Origin of the sequence: Paenibacillus spongiae (genome assembly GCF_024734895.1) — a bacterium.
Lineage (GTDB): Bacteria > Bacillota > Bacilli > Paenibacillales > Paenibacillaceae > Paenibacillus_Z > Paenibacillus_Z spongiae.
In genome coordinates this window covers 3566138-3588720 of the sequence record NZ_CP091430.1, presented here as the reverse complement: position 1 = coordinate 3588720, position 22583 = coordinate 3566138, and the positions used below count along the sequence as shown (strand labels likewise).

Genomic DNA, 22583 nt, shown 5'->3' with positions numbered 1-22583 from the left:
CCCCGTTTTCAGCCGCATTGCTGACGCGCAACGTGGTTAAGCGCTCATTTGGTTCAGAGTCGAGCTCTCTTTTCCTGCCTCCTTTTACAAATTTTTTTGCTTATGTTTTTATTGCAACCAGTTAAAATGCGCAAAAAATATTGTTTTTGCTTTTTATACATATTGCGCAATTAACTGAAATCACACTTGTTTTATATTTACAATCATACCAAATTATATATAAAAGTAAACATGTTTAGTATAAAACAAAGTTATGAAGAAAGAACCTCTGCGTCATATGATTTGGCACAGAGGTTCTTTTTTTGCAATGATTTTCTGTTAATATACAGCTGTTATTCTGGTTCAAGCAAATCCTCTATATCGCAGCCGAGTGTGCGTGAGATTTTCGCCAGCGTGATTGCCATTGTGAAATTCCAGCCGTTCACATCATCTATAAATCCGTTACCGTCGTCATCTGTGTCGTTTACTGTTTCATTTGCATTTGTGTATATGTAGTTTCTCAGTCCGTTGTGGTATATGTCTGCTCCTGTGTCTATCACCGCAACTGTTATTACGGCATACCACGTTCTTTTAGTAGCTACCGTGGGAGAGCCGCCGGCGTTTAAGTATAAGGTGACGGCTATGACAAGGTGATTCCGTTTTTCAAACGAATAATAAAAAGCACCGCCTATTTGGCAGTGCTTTTCCTACCGGTCGGGGCAGGGAGGCTTGGGGCAATCACTGAAAATTTAATATATAGCCGCAAAACGCAATGACGATGAAAGCGTTACGAACATAACTAAAACCACGCATTAAAGACAGTTTTGTTACCTTTTCTCGGACGCAAGATGACATAAAGAACTGTCAAGATGATGACTGTCACGAAAATGATGCTCAGGCTAAGATTGCCGCCACAAAAACGTACAATATAAGACAATGTACTGACCCTTCTTCAGGACGCAAAAACAAATACGATCGTTTATGCGCCACCGCGTTCGGGAATAAATTTCTCCATTAGCGCGGATTTACGATATCATAATACAAAAAGCCACTCAAAGAAGAAGCCCTCAAATTTTGGATGTAAACATCCGTTTGGAGGGCTTCTTTGATCTGTGTAAAAATCCAATTTTTAAGGGACGAACTTAATGTATGTGCGATTTTTCATGGGACGAACATTAATTAATTTTGTCTTTTAATTGGGGTGTTGATTTATCAAGGGTTTCAGCCAATGTAAGGGACCAACTTATTTGTATATTTACACCACGGTTATTCTTTCCGTGTTATCTCCAAAAGGGCGGGTGAAGGGATGAATTTCGTGCATTATATAAGCACCGTTGTTTTTAAGTATTCTATGGATATTTTGATACATCGAATGCAAATCATTAATCCAAACATGAACGCCGTTTGAAGTATAGACAAAATCATACTCATCACTTTGAATATTGCTTAACTCCATTGTGTCATCACATATAAATTCAATATCCCAGCCATTCTTTTTAGCTATTTCAGCAGCGTTTTCTAGTTGCCTTTCGGATATGTCGCAAGACGTTACTTTTGCCCCCATTAAAGAAAAAGCAAAAACAGCACGATTATCGCCACTTGAAGGCACACAAATTCGTTTACCCTCCAAATTCGGAAAAATATTCTTTATAATTGTGTGTGTAGTATGATGAAAGGCTGATTCTGGATGTTTTATGATTCTTGAAATTTCCTCATCAGTGCGGTATTTTGACCATGTTGTATCCGACCAATCATTCCATAGATTTTTTACATCTGCTTTATTATCCACTTGTATTCCCTCCATTTTCCACTCCACAAATTACCACAATAATACCATTTCATTTTGCTTATAAGGGAGAAAGTTTATCTTTAATAATTTATGGACGTATGCTACAACGCTATACTGCCCAATAGCTTAATGAAAACAAGGGAACAACTCCTCGTTATCTGCTCCCTGTGAATGACTTCTGTTGGATCATCGGCGCCATACTGAACGGCTTACATTAATTTAACTAGAGGTTCTGTCCTCGTATCCCCAAAATTCTAAAAGCCGCTTATTTTCTATAGTATCCTCCTCAGTTAAACGGCCCAATTTCAGTTTGGCAAGTAGAATGAGTTCTTTACGATCAGTATACGTGAAGTCCTTGTAGATCTCCTGGTTCTTCTTATGGAAAAGATGGATTAGCTCTGTTAGTTCGAAATACGGCAAAGACCCTGATTTCCATCCCAAAAAAGATTGATACAGAGGCTCCAGAGCTTCTTCAGTTACCAATTTGTGATACTCATCAATAATTTCACGTTCTTGCTGTCGTTTTTGTTGTTTAGGAGTTAATTTGCTATCCAAGTTTCTTTTCCCCTCTTTATTTTGGACTATGGCCAATTTAATGCCATGCTCAAAAGCAAAGCGACGTTATAAGAACCGACGATAAAGTTCTCGCCGGCGTTCGCCGCGCAGCTGAGCATATATTTGGGTAGTTGATGCTTTTTCATGCCCCAACATGCCTTGTATGAAATCTAACGGCGCTCCGTTATCAAGGAGCTGGCATGCATAGAGGTATGACGAAAGCGATGCGGGTATACATTTGCTTCAATCTCTCCCCGGTCTGCAAGCCGCTTTAATGCCCACCTGAGCGTTGGAATGGCCATTCGTTTTACTGGATTTGTATCGGTTACAAATAGGGCTTTACATGAGTCCTCACGACTGGCTAAATACTTCTTCAACCATACTTTACACTCGGTGGTGAAGTAAAACTCTCTTTGCTTTGAACCCTTGCCATCTACAATGGCAGAGCAGTTCTCCCAGTTCAGATCCTCAATATTTATCTTCTCAACCTCTCCAATTCGGCAGCCTGTACTGTAGAGAAACTCAAGCAGCGCTCTTTCCCTTAGTGTCTGACATGAGATCTTCAGATGTCCCGTTAGCGCAAAAAAATGACTGAGTGAATGGTAGCCAGGTACTTTTGCTTGCTTCCTTATACCATGGAATTCGCAATTTTAAGTAATTCTTCTGTTGCTTTAATTTCGCATTCAATGTTTTCTTGTTCCCAATTGCAAGCGTATAGAGCATCTCGTTCTTCTGGAAACGAAGTTCATAGCCCAATTCGAACTTGGGCCTATACAGAGCCTTTGTTCCGTCATTCAACGTATAGTACATATCGTCCTTCCCTTTGTACCGTTCCAGTTCCACCGCGATCGACCCGGAAGAAGCGGTTCAATTCATCACTTCTATAGACCAACATGAGCGATTCATCCCCATCAATGTAGCCGTTGAACCGGGTAACCTTAAACGGGAATTCAGTAGGTACCAGTACGTGCCGTTTAAACTTGTTTTGATATTCACGAATTAGCCGCGCTTCATCGACCAATGGATTCGCGCCGTCGTACAGGACCCGGATCTTTGTGATGCGATCCCCCTTGACCGTCAGTTCCCAGATGAAAGCGAGCCGTTCGCCCTTCAGCACCTCATCGTCAAAATGAGCTAGCAGAATTTTTACGCCCTCCTCTGGGGAGGAAACGATTTGGAACCCGCTGATCCGAGAGTTCTCTCGAATCTCAGGAATTTCGACGAATCCTCCACGTATTTTTGCGCCTGATCACGGTCGTTTCGTGTTATGGCTTTGACAAATTGTATTGCGGGATCCGGCCGATTATCCCAGTCAGTGGGAGCGGCCACCGCCTTGGATGTCGCCGCATTTTGTTCGGCTGTGGTTGCAAGCGGCGGTGCGGCGAATACGCCCATGGCCATTAAAGAAGCAGTGCCTTGATTTGCATGAACTATCACCCTTAAAGTTTACTTGCGTAAAATATCCTGCCAATGCGGCGGCAGTTCAAAGTCTTGAAGATGGCGAAATTCTTTCAGTTCCACCTTCGGTCCCGCAGAAATTTGAAACGTGATTCGGTCCTTGCTGACAGCAATATGCGGTCCCACAACAGGTATAACCTCGACTGTAATCGAAAAGATGAACCCGCGGAATCCATTCACTCTTTCAATTTGTACGATGCTGCTTTGATACGGATATACGAGCGGCGTTTCCTTGAGAACATGTTGGTAATAATTCTGGACTGCATCGTGTATTGCTGGATCTAGAAATAACATCAGCATGTCCTGAAGCTGAAGTTCTCTAGAGTCATGATTCTGTCGAGTGGTCTGCGGCGCTCCGTCGGCAAATGTGCTCAAGGGACAGGTGACGAATACTAGCAGTGACATGAGTACCATCATAATGTGTTGGCGCACAGTTCTTCCCCACTTCCGCCTAATTGTTTGGATTATCTTTTCCTAAATGAGGAAGAATCATTACACCATGCTGCCTGGTATGTGAATGAAGGCTGCCGGATCTGCTGGCAGCCTTCATTTGTCGTATATTGGGGTCACCTCACGAAACGGAAAAAATCGTACGCTAAGCAATTTCATTCCATGAAAAAACCGGACTCTTTACTCTACAAAGGAATCCGGTTTTCGAAATCGGGTAGCTAGAGCTCGTTGAACTAACGTTCCTCGTTAGTGGAATCATCCTTGAGTTTTTCGACGGTATCCCTCTTCAAGGATTTGTTTCAAACCTTCAGTTCTTTTTTGAATAAATGTGTTCCAAAATGTCTTACCTTTTTCAGCCAGTTCCTCTTGTGAATAAATTCCTTCTTCAAACTTTCCCCAACAACCATCCAGAGTTAGCTTATCCCATCCTAAGTAATCTGCATAAAGACGGTTTTCTGAAGGTATGTCTGAACCCATTGAATTGGTTTTAACCAATTCAGGACAAAGCCACATAGCTGTACAAACGGACAATAAACCACCGTGCATTTCGTTTAAGCCTTTTAATCCTGCCGCCTCAACTGCTTCTTCCCATGCAAGATGATTATTATGATTTGCGGAAATCAAGATAATCTGAGGGTACTTATAATTAATATGCTTGACGAAAGCCCCCTCCCAATATGATCCGCCATGTCCAGTACAGACCAAAAACTTCCTAAAGCCTTGTCTTATTAGGTTGCAAATTATCTCCTCCAAAATGGCTGTTAAAATATTGGGGCTTACCGTAACTGTCCCCTTGAAATTGGCATGTTCTTCAGAGGTATTAAACGGAATTGTAGGCAATACGTATGCGTTCAATTCTCTCCCATAAGCATCAGCGTATAACTCTGCGATAAGCGTATCTAAATGCATTGGTAAGTACGGTCCAAACTGTTCCGTTGCCCCTACCGATAGAACAGCTGCATCAATCCCACTAATTGAAATTTCCATTGTCGTGTTCTTGAAACTAAACATACTAGCACTCCCTAAAAAGGCATAATCTATACATTAAATTGTAGCATTTTAGAGCGGTGGAAAACGGCTATAACTAAACTATATCCTACGATTGTTCATTAAACTCTTCTGCCCGTTAGCGCAACGCGGCTGCCGATCCATGCCGGCATCCGCGTCTTAGTTGTTTATTAAGCTATCGTTTCCCGTTAATTCAAAAAATTGGGTTCGGGAACGGCTGACAGGGTGGGAGCGTCGAAACGCTCGTCAAGGGACCGCTACGCCGCTACCGCGCCCTTGACGGATCCTTACGGCGCATTCGAGAGCAGCTCTTTTTCCATCTGAAAACGCAAAACAGCCCTGCAGGGGCTTCCCGCGCGGGGCTGTTTAAAACAGGCGCGTCAGTGGCAGATGGTGCCTCTTGACGAAATCATTCATCGAATTACGCTATGGCGCAAATATCACAATTTAACAAATATTCCATGATCTTCAATTATTACTTTAGTCGATGCATTTATTTTGGTGTCATCATGCGATATTTCAGAATCTTCAAGTTTAGAATAGTCGTAAGTGTCATCTCGTCTGAAGTTACCAAATTCAGTTCCAATTGTAGAAATTTTTTTTTCTATCTCGACCCATTCTTCTGGTGTAACCTTTTGTTGTTCTGAAAAGTCTGGATTGGGATTGATATTTGAAGGTGAGTCTTCGGCAAAAGTTTTTCCACCTATCACACCTGCAATAATGATAATACCAGCAGTGGCTCCTAACAACATAGATTTTGCTTTCATCTTGTGTAAATCATACCCCTCTCGTTATAGTGTAATGTACCCGTTACCCTTCATATCTGGCGAATTATCAAGATTATAAATTACCACTTTGTAAGTACCTGAAGGAACGTTGCTTGACCGTGCCACCTCCACTATATGGAGATTGCACAAGTCTCAGTGTTGGTTTAGAACCAGCAGGTAAATAAAAAGAACTGATTGATGTAATCGAGTTACCAGTTGATAACTTCACAATATTATAACTCATTACAGCCGCTTGAAATTTCGTTTGAGCCTACCTCGTTAAGAGGATTCGGAGGAGCAATTTATTGCAAGAATTCCATATTTCTTCACTAATTTTTTCTTGAGTAGAGAATCCAGGATTTGGATTTGTTGTTTCATTTGATTGAATTGCTAAAGTTTCAGAAGAGACTTTTTCTATTGTATCTGCGAATGCACTTAAAGGTAGTGCGAGCATTGCAGCAACGCAGGAAACGGATACTATCATGGATTTGAATAATTTCATAAAATAAAGCCTCCCTAACTATTTTGAGTTGTTAGAAGAGAGACATTAGAAGCATCAAAGAGGCGGCTCTAAGATGAGTGGGTCTATTCCTCCTCAAATACGTACCTTCTCGTAAAATGCACCCTCCATTTATACATTTATATTATAGAACGCTTTTTTTGTTAGGATAGTTGCACATAAATATCATATTTGTTAACGATAACCACTTACATTAATGAAATGAAAATTGCTCCTAGGACAATCGACCTTCGATTGTTATTTTGTCCGCGTGAAGGGGCTCCGGGAAAAAGGCGACCCAGATTACACAGGTTTTCCAAATACAAAGCTTAACAATGATCAGAAAAATGAGCTTAAAGAATTAGGAGATGTCCATACAATACGCCAGCCTTTTGGCTTCCAAGGGCAAGCCGAGCGAAATAAGCTGGTCGCAGATCGCCTGGATAACTTCGTAATCATCCACACCTAGGACCTGACAGTCACGGATAAAGCCAAATAGCCCTGCTTGCTCCGCGCTAGCAATATAGGACTTTAACCGTTCAACTTTCCTTTTTGGAATTTCCTTCATATGCCACGGGTGAGGAAGCGGTCTATTTAGGCAATCGACTGATGTGCCCCATACTGTGACCCCCAAACCATCAGAAGTGGTCACGATCAGTTCGTTCCATCGTGCTCGCCGTACCTCTTGCATGTAGGCATATCCGTCAAGGATAGGCTGAAATCCGAATCGCTGCATAGCGTTGTCACGCACCTCGTTCTTCTGCCGTTGCCACTTCTTCTTGTCGAAATACTCGTTCTCCTCCTCGTCGTCTCCTTCCTGCTCTTTCAAATAGGCGAGGTAGTGTTCCTTGGCTTCAAAATCGTTCAGCAGAAGCCCTTCATGAGCAGAAAAATGAAGTGCAAAAAAATCTCTGATATTTTTGGCGACTATCTTCGCGCATTTTCCAAAATCCATGGGATCGACGCGAATAATAGGCGCCAAACTTAAATCAGTCACGGAACCGAAATCCGTCAAGAAGGAAAAATGAATGCCATCCATACCTGTACCCGCGAACATGATCGTGTCAGCTGGAGAACTACTGTACCCGCCGTTGTCATTTAGATCGAATTGCACAAAATAGCCCGTCGCCGTTCCAAGTAAGGAACTTTCTGCTTGATCTCCTTCTCCCATGCCATGATCTCTTCCAGCAAGGGCGGTGTTTCGTTGGAATGCACCATTAAGCTCTATTCTCCTTTAAATAGTCTTATTTGTTAATTATAGTATATCTAATAAAAATCGATCCCTCAATGATACCCCTGCCGTCGGAACGTATACCGTAGTAATCTGCCCTTTAGTTGAGGGATCGACATCGCCCAGCAAACTCATGTTACACGTGCGGTGAACTTTCGAGGAATTGCCATTGGGAATCCCCTTCCCTTTTCAAACGATGAAATAGGATTTCAAACTCTTCTAGGCATTAACTCTATTTGTTGTCGTTGCATCACAAATTTCGAAACTATATACCTCTTTTGATTTCATTAGCCAAGTAATCCCTGTTTATGTAGCGTATATAATTATTGTACCAATTGTTGCACGTGTAGTTTCACGTATTTTCCGTTTAGATATCGGTGCAGGGAGAGCTCTAATTTTTAGTGCTGGAACGCATAACTCTCTTGTCGTCCTTCCTTTTGCGTTAGCCTACCTGAACCTCTGAACGGGCTAGTGTCTGCTGTAATCGTAACTCAAACAATCGTTGAACTAATATATATTCGTCTGGTCCCAAAAGTCTTAATGAGAGAAACGGAATCAAGTTTAAAAAAGGCCGGTATCCATGGATTTGGAAACAGCTCTTTCCCTTTCCCAGGTGGGCTCATTCAAATCTCATCGCGATGAGCCCACTCCGATTTATACACTCTTTTATAGCCTCATAATAAAATTAATTTTCAATTACAGCAAACGATATATGTTCTTGTCCTAATACGGCAAACGATATAAGTTCTTGTCACTGACTTGTGACAAGAACTTATATCGTTAAAATAAAAAAGGCCGCTGCTACGCGACTTTTAAGCATATATGTTCTTGTCATCCGACATCTTCTTCTTGGGGGGTATAGTGTTACACAATATATGATGTGTATTTTCGATCATCAAATAATAAGTTCTAAAAGTCCCTGCCCGGATTATTCAATGACACAAAACAACCCCCAATCAAATGATTTGATTGGGGGTTGTTTTGTGTCATTCTTGCTATAAATTTTGTTAGCTATCGTTCCCCGTTAGCGTAACGACTTACTCTGTTGAATTTCTTGTTCCTCAACATAAAGCGGCATCAGAGAAGACGAATCGTACCTTATCGCGGCTTATAAACGACAAAATGGTGCTGATAGCCATCAGCCCCCTAGCCGTAACGAAATATGAGCCTAATCCGACAGTGCCCGCATGATGTTGGATTTCGCCTCTGTCGCAATCGCTTCATTCCCGTCATCGACCGCCTGCATCAAGATCAGTACAGGGATGTATACGGCTATCAGCCGCGCCAGCAGCTTCGTTTCCTCGTCCGCCACTCCGTACGTTTCGAAAAACACGCCGCGAGCGTACGGTGGTAAAAAACTGTAAGCAACGCTCAAATCGCAAGCCGGATGGCCGACGCTCAGATCGCCCCAATCAATGATGCCGGAAACGATCCCGTTCTCATTCACCAGCATATTTTTGAAATGAAGATCGCCATGTAGCAGCGCATTCACCGCCTCGACACGGTCCGTTTGCAGCCCGCTAATAAACGCTTCGATCGCACCGGACTCTTCTGGCGACAAGTGTTCAACCACCTTTTTTAGAAAACCCTCCAATTTCACTTTGCGCGATGCGATGTCCGTCAAGCTTCGATGATCTTGCTGAACTCCGCACTTCAGCGCCACCTGCACCGGAAACTCATGCAATCTCCGCAAAAATTTCGCCAGCGTCTCTGCCGATAAAGCACGGCGTTCTTCCGTCAAACCGATGGGGAAATCTCCTGGCACGAAGGTATAGCCAAGAAATGGTACCGGGTATTCGTCACTTGCTTCGCCATAAAACAACGGTTTCGGATAGGGGACGGTCATATATGCCTCCAGCTTCGGTAGCAGCTTCCCTTCCATACGAATCGAGCCAACTGCAATCGTTCTTCTTGGAAACCGGAACACGTACTCGTCACCGATGAGAAAAACCGTATTGTCCCAGCCCCAGCCCAATCGCTTCACTTGCTTCGATGACAGCTGCGGGAATTGGCTGCCGATCAGCGTCCGCGCCTGCTCTTCGTTAACCTCCCACTCCGCATCCCATACATTCGTTCCTCCCATGAATTGTCTGCCTCCTCCATCGGTTACAACGGCGGAACGTTCGGTTTAGCCGGTCTTTCCTTCATGTCCCGAACTCTCCAGTTGTTTGTTTTCAGTTTGAAGTTCTTATATCCGCTTGTTTTTAGCAGCGATGAGAACGTCCTTGCTTGTTTCAGTCATTCCTCGTTTGTTTAGCAGAGGACATGCCTTCTTGCTGTTTGCGCAGCGTTTCTATTCGTTCGCGAATATCCGAATGGTTATAAAGGTAGGCTTTAGAGACGCCCAACTCTGTGGAAACGCTATTGAAGTTTATCTTGCCTTGTTGCTCAATAAGTCTTTGGATTGCCTTATCAACCCTTTCTGCGGCGGATAGCTTCTATTGCTTTGGTGTGCATGTTCGATTCTAATTGCCGTTCCTTACATTATTTAAACGTTTACATTCCCTGGAAGTTGCGCATAACTGCCCGTTAGTTTAATAACTCGAGCTGTTTATGGGGATCACGGCATTGTATAGATGTTCTTGTCCTAATACGGCTTTGTATAGAAGTTCTTGTCTTGAGCTAACGACAAGAACTTCTATACAAAAAACAAAAAAGCCGCAGTATATGCGACTTCCATTGTATAGATATTCTTGTCGTCCGACAACCAAATGGGAAACTAAGTGTATTAAAGAAGCAAGAAGAAGAAAGCCCGACTAAAAAGGATCTGCAAATCCCTATTCAAGCTAAATCAGAAATGGCACTGGAAGAACAAATCAAACAATTCGGCGTGCTTTCCATTCAGGAGGTGTTTTTTGCCGAGCTTCAAAGCGATGGAACCATTTATTTTGGATATAAAGACAACTCACGAAAACAGTTAAAGGTCGTTTAGGGTCACATCTGATAATCGTTTAATGAACTAACAACATTTTCAGTATACTTGGTGATAGCATCGTCATAATCGGGATACTTATAACCGAAACGTTCGGCAACGGCCTTGGAGTATGCTCTAAATAACTCATAACAGGTAAACAAAGACTTCCACATGTTTGGGTAGCTATTCGCAGAATAAGTTGAAAGTAACGCTTCCCAATCCTCTTGAGGCAGGTAACGATTAATAAATTTGTAGTTCTTCCCCACGCTAAAGGAATAACCTTGCTCTGATCCGATTTGCCAGGACATCATTCGGAGCAAATTAGGTCGGGCAATTTCATTTAGATGATCGATGGCAAACAGGATTTCATTCCGCGCTAAACCCTTTACAACATAAGTCGAAACCATCCAGAACTCGTTGCAGCAATCATCGAATTCTCTTGCAGTGGGTTTCTTAATCCAATATTGACGGTCATTGGCGATAACTTCATCTTTGACAAGATCATCCTTGTCAAGCAAAACCTCTACTAAACCGTCGCTGTCCGAAAAATAATCATCTGCTTCGTTAATTGGAATAAGTGTCAGGTCTAATTTTTCGCCATTATCAAACAGGATGATATACGAGAACCAGTTACCTAGTTCTGCCGGAAAGAGCTCCATATCTTCTGGCTTCTGCATCATAGCTCGATCCCCGAAAACATCCAGCCATCGATCATTTTCTTTGAAAGAATCCATGTCTGTCACGAAATAAGAAATATCATAATCTTGGAATGTATCGCGTGGAATGTTCCGGTTTGTCCGCGACCCTTCCATCGTTGCTAATCGAATTCTATTATCATTCCTGGCAAAATCAACAAACATATTCATCATCTCTTGATCACTTCTCAATGTATGGGTCCTCCTATCCAGCGTATCCGGTTAGTCATTGATTTTGCTTTACAGGTATGTAAATTTAATTCACTTTCTTCCGAATCTGGTGATGGATGTGACCAGTTATCGCCCTTATCATCGAAGCCAATGAAAAAGACTTCATATCGATCCGGATGCTCGATGACATTCGCTCGAAAAGATTTAACTACCATATGGGCAGTCATATGTTCTTCTATGTAATAGAACTCCTTATCGAGAGTTTATGTTTAAACTACATATTTATGGTAATCATACCAAACATACGTTCTCCGGTAAAGGTGAGATATCCGACCTTCTTCAAACACCCATTGTCATAATGAAGCCTTGTGTTCATCAATAAGAAAAAGACGCTCCCCGCCTTCACAGGGGATGCGTCCTCTACGCTTTCTATTCGACATGGCTGCCATCTATCTACCATTTCATTTAATTGATGCGTTTGTTAATCAAATAAGGGCTGTTTTACGGCCGACTTTCTCCAATGACTGTATGACAAAGTCCAGCTCTTCACGCGTATGATTTGCCGTAACGATCATTCGGACGCGACCTTTATCCATGGCTACCGTAGGATACGTAATGCCTTGCGCAAAAATCCCTTCTTGAAGGAGCATATCCGAGAAAATCATCGTCTTCTCAGGGCTGCCAATAATGACCGGCACGATAGGCGTTTCGCTTGCCCCGGTATCAAGCCCCAGCGCTTGTACGCCTTTGCGGAAGTAGTCGGCATTACTCCATAATCGCTGAATCAATTCGTCGCTCTGCTCAAGCAGCCGAATCGCCGCTAGGCATGCAGCAGCTACCATAGGCGGTTGAGATGTACTGAACAGAAACGGACGGGCTTTATGAATAAGCGTTTCCTTTAGAATATTCTCGCAAGCAACATATCCGCCTACTACACCCACTGCTTTGGATAGCGTGCCAATTTGCATATGAACCCTGCCATTAAGGCCAAAATGGTCCACCGATCCTTTGCCATTACGTCCGAGTACCCCGCTAGCATGTGCATCATCAACATAAACGAAAGCATCGTATCGTTCAGCGAGCTCTACGATTTCCTGCAATGGAGCGATATCGCCATCCATACTGAAGACCCCGTCCGTAACGACAACGCGCTTCTTATAAAGAGCGCTTTCTCTCAATGCTTGTTCGAGTTGATCCATGTTTTTGTGCGTGTATATTTTACGATGAGCCTTAGTCAGCCGGATACCGTCAATGATGCTGGCGTGATTGAGCTCATCGCTGATAACAACGTCATCCGCACCCAGAATCGTCGACAGAACCCCTTGATTCGTCGTAAATCCGGACTGGAACGTGAGTGCCGCCTCGGTTCCTTTGAACCGTGCCAATTCGAATTCCAATTGTTCATGGATGGCCAACGTACCCGTAATCGTACGAACGGAGCCGCTGCCGACGCCATAAGTTTGGATCGCTTCTATCGCTGCCTGACGTAACGCGGGATGATCGGCGAAACCCAAATAGTTGTTGGATGACATTTGCAATAGCTTCCGGCCGTTCGTCTCCATCCAGGTACTGGATGCACTGGTCCACGATTGAACAGGACGATAACGGCCTTCACGTTTTAATTGCTCCATTTCCTCGTGCAGACTGTTCCAATTAACCATGACCTACCTCCGTAAATACGATTTTTCCGCACTTTCCAGACATCATTAATTCGAAAGCATCTTCATACCGCTCGAGCGGCATACGGTGGGTAATCAGCGGATGCAAATCGACTCGCTTCTCTTCCAATAATCCTTTCAGCTGAAACCAGGTTTGATACATGCGGCGGCCTGTAATGCCCGAGATATGCAGCCCCTTGAAGATCACATGGCGCGATAGATCCAGGGAAATCTCGCTTGTTGGGATACCAAGCAGAGATACGCGGGCTCCAGGTGCAGCCGCTTCCAAGCCTTCCCTGATTGCAGCCGGATGTCCCGACATCTCGAGTACAACCTCCGCTCCCTCACCGCCTGTGTATGCCATAATGGATTCAACCATGGGGACTTCCGTGTTATTGACCACATAGTCCGCTCCCATCTGTTGAGCCATCTGTAATCGGTAAGGATTAATGTCGACTGCAATAACAGCACCGGCACCGCAGGCTCTTGCAGTCGCAATAGCCATCAGGCCGATAGGTCCCGCTCCGATAACGGCCACCGATTTCCCGACGATATCTCCGGCCATCACCGCTTGAACCGCATTGCCAAGCGGATCTTGCAAGCATGCGATCTCGTGCGACATATCCGGATGGTTATGAATAACGTTTGCCGCCTTTACCACCGTATATTCCGCAAAGCACCCCGGCGCGTTAATGCCGAAGCTAATCGTTCTTGCACATACGTGAGCTTGGCCGGTCCGGCATGCCCGGCATAATCCGCAAGGCATATGCCCTTCCGCGGATATGGAGTCACCGATTTTCACATGCGTCACCGACTCGCCTACCGCCTCTACTACGCCTGAAAATTCATGTCCGAACACGTTGGGGGTCACTACGGTCCGATCCGCCCATTCATCCCATTTGTATATATGGACGTCCGTCCCGCAGATCGAAGAGGATTTCACTTTGACAAGCACTTCATCGGATTTGCAGACAGGAACGGGTACTTCCCGCAATACCGCCCCAGGGCCTCGTGTTTCTTTAACCAGTCCCCACATCGTTTGTGGCATAGCAGACTCCCTCTTTCGTCTGGATGTTATAATAATCTTCCCATGCGTTATACTGTATATTATACACATGTGCGCTATCGTGTACATAGCAAAAAGAAAAAATTTGTATTGGGGAACGAACTAAAGGTATAATCTACTGCATCAGATGTCGGAGGGAATATAATGGAACAAGATCAAATCCACAAGAAAGTCGGTAAAAACCTACAGAATATCCGTAAAACTCGTATGCTGACGTTAGACCAGATGGCCGATGTAACAGGAGTCAGCAAAGCGATGCTGGGGCAAATCGAGCGCGGCGAATCCAACCCAACCATCTCGATCCTCTGGAAGATCGTTAACGGATTGCGGATTTCGTTCACATCTTTAATCGAAGCCGATAGCAGCACAATTACGCATTACAGCCTGCAGAACGTCGAGCCGTTCATTGAGCAGGATGGAAGATATAGAACCTACCCCCTCATTCCGTTTGACCAAAACAAACGGTTCGAGATTTTCACCGTCGAAATGGAGCCCGGCTGCCGTCACACGTCCGAACCTCACCATGCAGGCGTAGAAGAATATATTTTGCTGATCAGCGGCCAGCTAACGGTTTCATTCGAGCAGCAGACTTACATTCTGAACGCCGGCGAGGCCCTGCATTTTATGGCCGATCAGATTCATACCTACGAGAATTTGTCAGGGGAAAAGGTCTCGTACCAAGCGATCATATTCTATCCGGAGCAGCAATAACGATTGTGATGCACAGTTGAGCAATATCCTCTCCTATTATTCATTGAAAGAACGTTATAGGTCATGAAGCCGCGGTGAAATGATAAGGAGGTTTATATATGAGCTTCATCGAAACCGGCACAGCGGATTTTTTTGATACGGAGCGACTTGTAATTTAGAAGGTTTACAGCCAATGACGGAGACGATCTAAGAGAGTATGCGGTATACAAAGAAAGTACAGGATTTGATGCTTGGAAGGAATGGCCTACTGATCCGGAGGGCTGTCGTGAAGTAGCGGAGTTCTTTTCTCAAAGCAACCAATACTGGGCGATCTGCCGTAAAACAGATGCAAAAATGATCGGATTCATTTCGGATGACCGAATGCAGCTCACAAAGGAGGAAAGGCTGTCGTTATGACAGCCTTTCCTCTGCATGACTTCCACCTCACGGTTACATGACCTAAACGACCATACTCTTGTCAGCTCCGGCACCTCTCCACTCGTATTGTTACGTTCGATCTCGCGCATATAATTGTATCCAAGCCGGCCAGTATCCTAAACTAATTGCCAGCTGACGCGATTGGAGGTTACTCACTTCCGTCGAATAATATGGCGTTATCCCTTCATCAAGTATAGCTTTCGTTAAGGTGCCTACGATTGCTTTCCCTATTCCTCGACCCTGGTATTCCGGGAGAACATCAACACCGATCTGCCACATGAAGTCGCAATCCGCTGAAGCTCCAGCGATACCTACAATTTTCCCCTCACACTCGGCAATCGAAGCTAACATATCTGGTCTCTCGCAATCCGTTCTAAAGGACAGAGCATGACTGAAATTTGTATGCTCATAGAGATTCGTTACGCTACTGCGGTCACAAATGGATATGTTTATTCCATGGGGGATCTTGAACGCTTTGAGATCATCCGTTGAACAAACATATTTCTGGTCGGGGCCGGCGATATATTGGTTATCTCTTTGCACGTAATCTTCAGTTGCAGCAATCGTTCCGGCGGAGAAGATTTGCCCTCGTGTAAGCGGCTCAAGATGCTGTCTGACCCATTCCATTCGTTCAGGGTTACAGGAGATAACAGCCCCTTTGCCCATGGTTACAATGCTTAACGTCTGCCGACGAACCGGAAAACGAAATCGCCCCTCTCTTATGACGGCCTCATGAACGGAAACAGCATCCGTAATCAAATTCGATTCAGAACAAGCTAAGTCGGCTGACAATACGGTCTTCACTGTTTGTATGACGGATCTCCTGCAGATAGCAGCCATGTCATACCCCCTTGTTTATGTAAAGTGTTATATCTTTATAGCAATTCTGCCCATCAGCGAATGATTGACAAAACCCCGCCATTATTAAATGGCGAGGTCATCTTTAATTTAGTCCATTATCACTGTACGGACTATTAGCTTAGCTGCACAAATTCCGAACCATCCCGATATAAGATTCGGAAGGCTTTCTCCGGATTCTGCTTACCGAACTGCTCTAATGTCTTCAATAGCTGTTCTAAGCCTTCTCGATCGGACTCGCATAAATTAGCATAAGTCACAAGGTTGATCACCCTTACCGCAAGACCGGAATATACGTCTCCGGTTGTATCGTTCTTGATCATAGCCAGAAATTCATCGACTTGAACATTATAAGCATAGTTATGAAACTTGAATCTCTCTTTCCAGTCCGGATGTTCTTTATTAGACTCCACTTGTTCTACTACCGCTTGAAACTCCCACAATTCCAGCTTATTCCCATCCGGATCGGAAAGAAGGAGATTTCGGCCGCAGCCCCATCTGTCATGAATGTATGTGTCAACATTCTGTCCATTATCCAGCATCCGGTGATGCATCGCATCCAGATCATGAACGGCAACATTAATAATGGATACTGATGCGGGTCTACTGTCGGTTGTCGTGTGATTTTCGATTGGAGTATAGTTTAAAGTCCGGCCCGGCTCTAACGATTTATGGAAGAAGAATTGTATTCCATCCCCAGTTACCGGTTGGCCGGTTTCATTCACTTTGACTCCCAGAAAATCCGTATACCACTTATGTGCAGCAGCAGGATCGCTGACAGGGAAGAAGAGAGCCGCTACTCTTATCAATGCCGGTACATCTGCACGAAGAGGTTGGGTTACGGTATGCGGGTCCTGCCAAACTTGAAACTTGTTCCCCTGCGGATCGAAGAAGCAGAACATCGATCCTTCATTCGCTACAACGCGGATAGGCTCAAGCTTGACATCATCAGCAGCAGAGAGACGTTCATATAATTCTTCTATACAATCGGTTTCGAATCGCATCGAGAACATCTCATAGGGTTCCCCCGGCAGCCATCCATCCGTTATATAGTTAAGATTATATCCTTTTTCGACGGTTTTCCCATAGTACATAGGAAGCGTTCTCGTACACCCGTTAAAATGTTTCTCATACCATCTGTAAATACCATCCACATCATCTGCAGGCAGGTAAAAACACCCTGTCTTTAATAATGCGGATTCAGCTGCCTTCACCGATTCGCCCATACTGATGTCCTCCTCGTTATCACTAGTTACATATTTGAGATAATTTGGTTCTCTCATCAATATACACGAACATACATTCCCTTGTAAATATACTCGGCGATAACATCCAATTCTTTCATAAACGATCTGCTCCCGCCTTTTCCTGCTTTCATGTAAGCTAATAAAAACAAGCAGGCTGCCTCGGCACCTGCTCTCGATCTTGCGAAGCCTATTAGGAATGATTGGATTTGGTTTCATTAGGCTCCCTGAATGAACCGATCAAGCCGGTTATGAGGCCCGCCAACCCAATTGTAAAGCCAAACCCCGAAAACTCATCAAATGCCAGAACAATTAATACGCCCAATAGTGTTACATGAACGCCTAACAGCTGAACTTGAAGAACGCTTGGTCTGAAAAAGTCCAAAAATACCGCTGCATGAAAAAAGATCATAACGAGAAGAATTAAAACCGTTAATATCATCAAACCAAAACTAGCCATTGGTTCCTCCTCAACATATTCAATAGCGGTACAGCTGAACGACAGGCTTATTTAACTACACGTATATATTGACGCTCTTTCCATTCAAACGGATTTGTCAGGTGAAATGTGGATAGCTCTATGACGAGATCGAGTTCTCTCTTTGGAGCAACCAAGTGTTGGGAATAGGACCGGTTATATATAAGCCGGCGGCGTCTTCTTCCGTCTTGTAGACCTCCATAAGCTCTTCGCCCTCCGGATATTTCTCCAATAGAAACTGCATAGGGGGACGATTCTTCGCAGCCGGGTTCACATGCGTCACGTAATGCATCACCGTCATGACCGTTTTCTTCAATCCGAACGAGCCTGTCTGCAGCTCACGGTCGGCGGCCATAAAATAGAATAGTGTCATAGGTCTTATCCTCTCCCCCAGCTGCGTCGATTTCACCAGCTTTGCAGCATATGAACCCGTTAATATAAAGAAGCTGCCGAGGCAGCCTCTTGGGTCGTTTATTATGCTTCATTTTCCGCTTATGCAGCAATCCTGCAGCCTGTCCTTCTTATTGCAAGACTCATTGCGAGGGTCAGCATTATTTGTTTTCTTCAGAAATATGCCAGCAAACGCCTGCAATATCAATTAAGTTGATTTCGCGCTTTCCCCAGGGCATGATTGTCGGTTCGTTAACTTTTATCGGGTACTTCTTCTCAAGATCTAAGGATTGAATATGCGACCACCAGCCATCAAGATCATCGACAATCAATTCCACCATATAATTCTCCTGCAGCTCTTTATTTTGGTAGTTTTGCAGAAAGAACTCCTGTTCGCCGATGCGAAAGATACTTAATCCGCTATCCGAGTACAATTTCTCAAAACCAAGCTCTTCAAAAAAACGCTGAGCAAGATCATAATCTTCACCTGATGGAATAAATGGACGAAGTTTAATGGCTTTCATACTATTCCTCCAATGATCTGTTTTCTCTTATACTACCATGCTGCAGATTATTTTCAACAACAACGTAACTATATCTGCTGTTCCTTGCAATATCTGTTAGCATAAAAGATATTTAACGACATTAATCGCATGGCAGCACGACCGTCATCACGGTTCCTGCTCCGGCTGTGCTCTCAGCCTCGATGCGGCCGTTATGCCGCTCGACGATCCGCTTTGCGATAGACAATCCCAGCCCGCTGCCGCCTTTCGCGCGGTTGCGCGACCGGTCGGCTTTGAAGAAGCGTTCGAAAATACGCGGCAGATCGTCAGCCGGTATGCCTATTCCGCTGTCGCGAAAGCGTACGTGCCATCCCCCGCCTTCCCGAACAGCGCAAATTTCGATTTTCCCGCCGTCCGGAGTGAACTTGATATTATTCGTGAGCAAATTAATCCACACCCGCAGCATCAAGTCTTCGTCTACTATCACGGTCATTTCCGGCAGTTCCGCCCGCAGCGTGAAACGAAATCCTTCGAAAAAAAACGGCATAAAACCATGGCGCACTCAGGTCCAAGGCATTCCCAATCAGCCCTGCTTCTTCATCTCCCGATATAGCGTTGGGGTAGTACCTTCAAATTTGCGGAATACCCTGCTGAAATACAACTGGTCATCAAAGCCCGTTAGCGCTGAGATTTGCCGGATATTGAGCGCCGAAGCGGCGAGAAATTCCTTGGCCTTCTGCAGCCGGAACCAGATTAAATACTGCTTGGGAGATTGTCCCGTGTATGCCTTGAACAAGACGGCGAAACGGCTGACGCTTAGTCCGCATAGATCGGCCAGCTCTCGCACCGTTACAGGCTTCATGTAATGCTTTTGGAGAAAATGAAGCGACTCGGACAACAGCATTTCTTTCCCCTGTATCCGGAGTAATTGCTCATTCAGCGTCAGACGCTGCGAGATCAGATACACGATTTGTTGCAGAATAGAAGCGGATATCTCAGCATAATGCGGCTTACGATCGGCGATTTCCGAGATCATGGCATCGAATAGAGGTGGAAGTTCCTGGAATATTCCAGCTTCATAAAGGGCGCCTTCCTGCATGCCGGCTTTCATCAGCAAATCGGCTGCGCCGTAGCCTGTAAAATGAACCCAGTAGTTTGCCATGAGGCAATTTTTGTCGTACTGCCCATAATACTGCTCTTCATACGGCTTGTAGAGGAAGACGCTCCCCGCCGCTGCCTCGCGGATGATGCCGCCCGTCTTCACCTTCATCCTGCCCGAGTGGTTGTAAGCCAAGTAATAATCTTTTCTCCCCTTCTTGCGGTGCATCGTGCCCCCGGGGTCATCCGTTTCTTCGTAACCCGCCGAATTGACCACGAGCATTTCTTCCCTGCTTGCGTGGCCACCGTCTTCGATATCCGGAAATTGAAAGGCGGCTCTGAATTTCATCCGATTTGTCTCCTAACCAGTTGATTTATCCATAGGTATGCATGATTTGTTCATAGGATATATTTGCTAATTATTTTAACATCTCTATAGTATCAAGTAATTCATCCATAGGAAAAGGTGAATGCACATGAGAAAAAAACTTATTCTGATCGGAGCCGGCAGCGCCATGTTTACCCAAGGTCTCGTCTCGGATCTTATCCGTTATGCGAAACGAAACGGCACGAAATGGCATCTCGGTCTCGTGGATCCCGATCCGCGGGCGTTCGATTCCATCCACAAGCTCAGCGCGAAAATGATCGCCGCCAAAGAGGCCGATATCGAGCTTTCCTTCTCTACTGAGCGGGCGGACATCTTGCCCGGTGCCGATTATATAGCCGCCACGGTTGGTGTAGGCGGTCGCCGCGCTTGGGAGCAGGATGTGTTCATTCCTCGCAAGTACGGCATATTTCAGCCTGTAGGCGACACGGCCATGCCGGGCGGCATCTCCCGAGCCATGCGCATGGTGCCTGCAATGGTCGATATTGCCCGCGATGCGGCAAAGCTTTGCCCTGATGCCTTCTTCTTCAACTATTCGAATCCGATGACGGTTATTTGCCGCGCGATATCCAAAGCGACCGGTACTCGGGCCGTCGGCTTATGTCATGGCGTTCACGATTCGGAACGGCATTTGGCTGCCTTCGCCGGGCTTGATCCGGCCCGCTTGACCTCCTATGCCGTAGGCGTAAACCATCTGACGTTCCTGTTCGATATCCGGTATGACGGGAAGGATGCGCGACCAATACTGCTGGAAAAGTATCGGGAGTTAAAACGGGAAGAACTCGAGAACCAAAATATCGGCAGCTCGTTCGCGGAGATGGGCGGGATGCCCTCTACTATAGGCGATCCGTTTGCCTGGGAGCTTTTTGAACGCTTTAATGCCTACCCTGCTCCTGGCGACCGCCATATAACCGAGTTTTTTCCGGAACGTTTTCCGCAGGGACAGTATTATGGCAAAGTTTTAGGCAAAGACGCCTATTCCTTTGAAAATGTTATTGAATGGGGCGACAGCATCTATGAGCGAATGGATAGGCTCGGTCAATCCCCCGATCCGCTGCCTGCCGAATTTTTCGCAAACGAGGCCGGCGAGCATGAACAGCTGATCGATATTATCGATTCGATTGAGCATGACGGAAGGCGCGTATACTCTGCCAACATGACCAATAACGGCTCCGTGCCGAACTTGCCTGGCCATGCCGTACTTGAGATGCCGTGCGTGGCTACCGCGAGAGGGTTCATGCCCATGCAAACGACAGACTTCCCGGATACGCTCGCCCAGCTCACAGCAAAACCGATTGCCATCGCTGAACTGACGGTCGATGCTGCGCTTCAAGGCGATCGCCGCCTCTTTGAAGAAGCGGTGCTGTTGGGGGGCTATCTAACAGACCGTGTTCAGGTGGAGCGCATGGTCGACGAGCTGATCGCAGCGCATATCGCCCATTTACCGCAATTTCAATAGGATCGGACCAGATGAACAAGTTGAGAGAGGTAGATTTGAGATGAAGAAAGTAATGATGGCTGTTCTCTCGTTGACGCTCGTATTCGGCGGCACGCTTACCGCAAGCGCAGCGGAGAAGGCGAAGACTTACAAGAACTGTACGGAGCTGAACAAAGATTACCCGGGCGGTGTCGCCAAGTCCGCCGATACGAAGAACAAGGGCGGAAAGACCAAGAAGAAGCCTCACGTCTCCAAGGAATTGTATGAAGCAAACAAGAAGAGCGACCGGGACAAAGATGGAATCGCCTGCGAGAAATAAGCTAACTATGCTCCTATGCGATCAATATAATGGAAGGTTGTCGGAAGATGGATAACGGAGCGCTTCATTACACATGCGAGGAAGCCAAGCAGTTTGCCGCTCGCGGGCAAATAGAGGAATGGGTCCACCTATATTTGAATGCTGCCGGCAATAACCCTGCGTTCTCGGAAGGCCTAATGAAACAAAAACGTCATTGGGTCGGTCCGATTCTTGTCGATGTCGACCGGCTGCAGCGTTGTCACGGACCCAAGAGCGAACCCGATATGGAGTACTATTCGTCCGATGAACATTGGGACATCTTGGTTGGCAGATATGAACGAATGTTTCACGAGGGCTGGGATGCTCCACCGCTTATCATTCAGCATGTGAATGGCTCTTTGTCCGTCCGAGACGGCAATCGGCGTACAGCTGCACTCAAGCGTGCCGGTATTCCTGAATATTGGGTCATCATTTGGGACGATGATAGCGCGGATAACATCTGGAATACGCTCCGTAAGTAAAC

General features: G+C 45.3%; 26 protein-coding genes and 1 pseudogene. 5 read left to right on the top strand and 22 right to left on the bottom strand.

Annotated elements, in window-relative coordinates; genetic code table 11:
• Window positions 1-1234: 1234 nt before the first annotated feature.
• The 10 genes from L1F29_RS16510 to L1F29_RS16465 form a co-directional block, all read right to left on the bottom strand.
• Window positions 1235-1768 (bottom strand): class I SAM-dependent methyltransferase, encoded by a 534-nt coding sequence (locus L1F29_RS16510; protein WP_258389385.1) that lies wholly within the window; start codon window positions 1766-1768, stop codon window positions 1235-1237.
• Window positions 1769-1987: 219 nt separating this feature from the next.
• Complete coding sequence (locus L1F29_RS16505) at window positions 1988-2323, bottom strand: hypothetical protein (protein ID WP_258389384.1); 336 nt, start codon at window positions 2321-2323, stop codon at window positions 1988-1990.
• Window positions 2324-2389: 66 nt separating this feature from the next.
• Window positions 2390-2488, bottom strand: coding sequence for a hypothetical protein (locus tag L1F29_RS16500; protein ID WP_258389706.1), 99 nt, complete (start codon window positions 2486-2488; stop codon window positions 2390-2392).
• A 5-nt stretch (window positions 2489-2493) separates the two neighbouring features.
• Entirely contained in the window at window positions 2494-2853 is a 360-nt protein-coding gene (locus tag L1F29_RS16495; RefSeq protein ID WP_258389705.1) for a tyrosine-type recombinase/integrase, read from the bottom strand.
• A 260-nt stretch (window positions 2854-3113) separates the two neighbouring features.
• A complete protein-coding gene (locus L1F29_RS16490) occupies window positions 3114-3440 on the bottom strand; it encodes a hypothetical protein (protein ID WP_258389383.1) in 327 nt (108 codons plus the stop codon).
• Window positions 3441-3769: 329 nt separating this feature from the next.
• The gene (locus tag L1F29_RS16485) at window positions 3770-4186 is read right to left on the bottom strand and encodes a DUF3888 domain-containing protein (RefSeq protein WP_258389382.1); all 417 of its coding nucleotides are present in this window, start codon (window positions 4184-4186) and stop codon (window positions 3770-3772) included.
• A 300-nt stretch (window positions 4187-4486) separates the two neighbouring features.
• Window positions 4487-5242 carry a creatininase family protein gene (locus L1F29_RS16480; protein WP_258389381.1) on the bottom strand — a complete coding sequence of 252 codons (756 nt, stop codon included), beginning with the start codon at window positions 5240-5242 and terminating at the stop codon, window positions 4487-4489.
• Between the two features lie 437 nt (window positions 5243-5679).
• The gene (locus L1F29_RS16475) at window positions 5680-6006 is read right to left on the bottom strand and encodes a hypothetical protein (RefSeq protein ID WP_258389380.1); all 327 of its coding nucleotides are present in this window, start codon (window positions 6004-6006) and stop codon (window positions 5680-5682) included.
• Between the two features lie 271 nt (window positions 6007-6277).
• A complete protein-coding gene (locus L1F29_RS16470) occupies window positions 6278-6508 on the bottom strand; it encodes a hypothetical protein (protein ID WP_258389379.1) in 231 nt (76 codons plus the stop codon).
• 358 nt (window positions 6509-6866) lie between these two features.
• Window positions 6867-7676 carry a hypothetical protein gene (locus L1F29_RS16465; protein ID WP_258389378.1) on the bottom strand — a complete coding sequence of 270 codons (810 nt, stop codon included), beginning with the start codon at window positions 7674-7676 and terminating at the stop codon, window positions 6867-6869.
• A 283-nt stretch (window positions 7677-7959) separates the two neighbouring features.
• Here L1F29_RS16465 and L1F29_RS16460 point away from each other — a divergent pair.
• Window positions 7960-8297, top strand: a pseudogene (locus L1F29_RS16460) (arsenic resistance protein); the annotation flags it as partial.
• Window positions 8298-8904: 607 nt separating this feature from the next.
• Here the strand turns inward: L1F29_RS16460 and L1F29_RS16455 are convergent.
• The 5 genes from L1F29_RS16455 to tdh form a co-directional block, all read right to left on the bottom strand.
• A complete protein-coding gene (locus L1F29_RS16455) occupies window positions 8905-9819 on the bottom strand; it encodes a phosphotransferase (RefSeq protein WP_018757722.1) in 915 nt (304 codons plus the stop codon).
• A gap of 151 nt (window positions 9820-9970) precedes the next feature.
• Window positions 9971-10111 carry a DUF6262 family protein gene (locus L1F29_RS16450; protein WP_245583842.1) on the bottom strand — a complete coding sequence of 47 codons (141 nt, stop codon included), beginning with the start codon at window positions 10109-10111 and terminating at the stop codon, window positions 9971-9973.
• A gap of 559 nt (window positions 10112-10670) precedes the next feature.
• Window positions 10671-11537: an aminoglycoside 6-adenylyltransferase gene (gene ant(6), locus L1F29_RS16445; protein ID WP_258389377.1), complete on the bottom strand. Its 867-nt coding sequence runs from the start codon at window positions 11535-11537 to the stop codon at window positions 10671-10673.
• Window positions 11538-12001: 464 nt separating this feature from the next.
• The gene (locus L1F29_RS16440) at window positions 12002-13177 is read right to left on the bottom strand and encodes a glycine C-acetyltransferase (RefSeq protein WP_258389376.1); all 1176 of its coding nucleotides are present in this window, start codon (window positions 13175-13177) and stop codon (window positions 12002-12004) included.
• The gene (tdh, locus tag L1F29_RS16435) at window positions 13170-14222 is read right to left on the bottom strand and encodes an L-threonine 3-dehydrogenase (protein WP_258389375.1); all 1053 of its coding nucleotides are present in this window, start codon (window positions 14220-14222) and stop codon (window positions 13170-13172) included. The genes L1F29_RS16440 and tdh overlap by 8 nt, the downstream gene beginning before the upstream one ends.
• A gap of 162 nt (window positions 14223-14384) precedes the next feature.
• Here tdh and L1F29_RS16430 point away from each other — a divergent pair, with 162 nt between their 5' ends.
• Window positions 14385-14951 carry a helix-turn-helix domain-containing protein gene (locus L1F29_RS16430; protein ID WP_258389374.1) on the top strand — a complete coding sequence of 189 codons (567 nt, stop codon included), beginning with the start codon at window positions 14385-14387 and terminating at the stop codon, window positions 14949-14951.
• 486 nt (window positions 14952-15437) lie between these two features.
• Here the strand turns inward: L1F29_RS16430 and L1F29_RS16425 are convergent, their stop codons facing one another.
• The 7 genes from L1F29_RS16425 to L1F29_RS16395 form a co-directional block, all read right to left on the bottom strand.
• Window positions 15438-16208 carry a GNAT family N-acetyltransferase gene (locus L1F29_RS16425; RefSeq protein WP_258389373.1) on the bottom strand — a complete coding sequence of 257 codons (771 nt, stop codon included), beginning with the start codon at window positions 16206-16208 and terminating at the stop codon, window positions 15438-15440.
• A 134-nt stretch (window positions 16209-16342) separates the two neighbouring features.
• Entirely contained in the window at window positions 16343-17452 is a 1110-nt protein-coding gene (locus tag L1F29_RS16420; RefSeq protein ID WP_258389372.1) for a VOC family protein, read from the bottom strand.
• Between the two features lie 211 nt (window positions 17453-17663).
• Window positions 17664-17930 carry a hypothetical protein gene (locus L1F29_RS16415; protein ID WP_258389371.1) on the bottom strand — a complete coding sequence of 89 codons (267 nt, stop codon included), beginning with the start codon at window positions 17928-17930 and terminating at the stop codon, window positions 17664-17666.
• 118 nt (window positions 17931-18048) lie between these two features.
• Window positions 18049-18321 carry a hypothetical protein gene (locus tag L1F29_RS16410; protein ID WP_258389370.1) on the bottom strand — a complete coding sequence of 91 codons (273 nt, stop codon included), beginning with the start codon at window positions 18319-18321 and terminating at the stop codon, window positions 18049-18051.
• A gap of 178 nt (window positions 18322-18499) precedes the next feature.
• On the bottom strand, window positions 18500-18862 hold the full coding sequence (locus L1F29_RS16405) for a VOC family protein (protein WP_258389369.1): 363 nt from the start codon (window positions 18860-18862) through the stop codon (window positions 18500-18502).
• Between the two features lie 121 nt (window positions 18863-18983).
• Complete coding sequence (locus tag L1F29_RS16400) at window positions 18984-19334, bottom strand: sensor histidine kinase (protein WP_258389368.1); 351 nt, start codon at window positions 19332-19334, stop codon at window positions 18984-18986.
• Window positions 19335-19424: 90 nt separating this feature from the next.
• Window positions 19425-20288 carry an AraC family transcriptional regulator gene (locus tag L1F29_RS16395; RefSeq protein ID WP_258389367.1) on the bottom strand — a complete coding sequence of 288 codons (864 nt, stop codon included), beginning with the start codon at window positions 20286-20288 and terminating at the stop codon, window positions 19425-19427.
• A 127-nt stretch (window positions 20289-20415) separates the two neighbouring features.
• Here L1F29_RS16395 and L1F29_RS16390 point away from each other — a divergent pair, with 127 nt between their 5' ends.
• From L1F29_RS16390 to L1F29_RS16380, 3 genes are read left to right on the top strand one after another with little or no spacing between them, the layout of a single operon-like run.
• Window positions 20416-21783: a family 4 glycosyl hydrolase gene (locus L1F29_RS16390; protein WP_258389366.1), complete on the top strand. Its 1368-nt coding sequence runs from the start codon at window positions 20416-20418 to the stop codon at window positions 21781-21783.
• Between the two features lie 40 nt (window positions 21784-21823).
• The gene (locus L1F29_RS16385; RefSeq protein WP_258389365.1) at window positions 21824-22081 is read left to right on the top strand and encodes an excalibur calcium-binding domain-containing protein; all 258 of its coding nucleotides are present in this window, start codon (window positions 21824-21826) and stop codon (window positions 22079-22081) included.
• 47 nt (window positions 22082-22128) lie between these two features.
• Window positions 22129-22581 (top strand): ParB/RepB/Spo0J family partition protein, encoded by a 453-nt coding sequence (locus L1F29_RS16380; RefSeq protein WP_258389364.1) that lies wholly within the window; start codon window positions 22129-22131, stop codon window positions 22579-22581.
• Window positions 22582-22583: the final 2 nt, after the last annotated feature.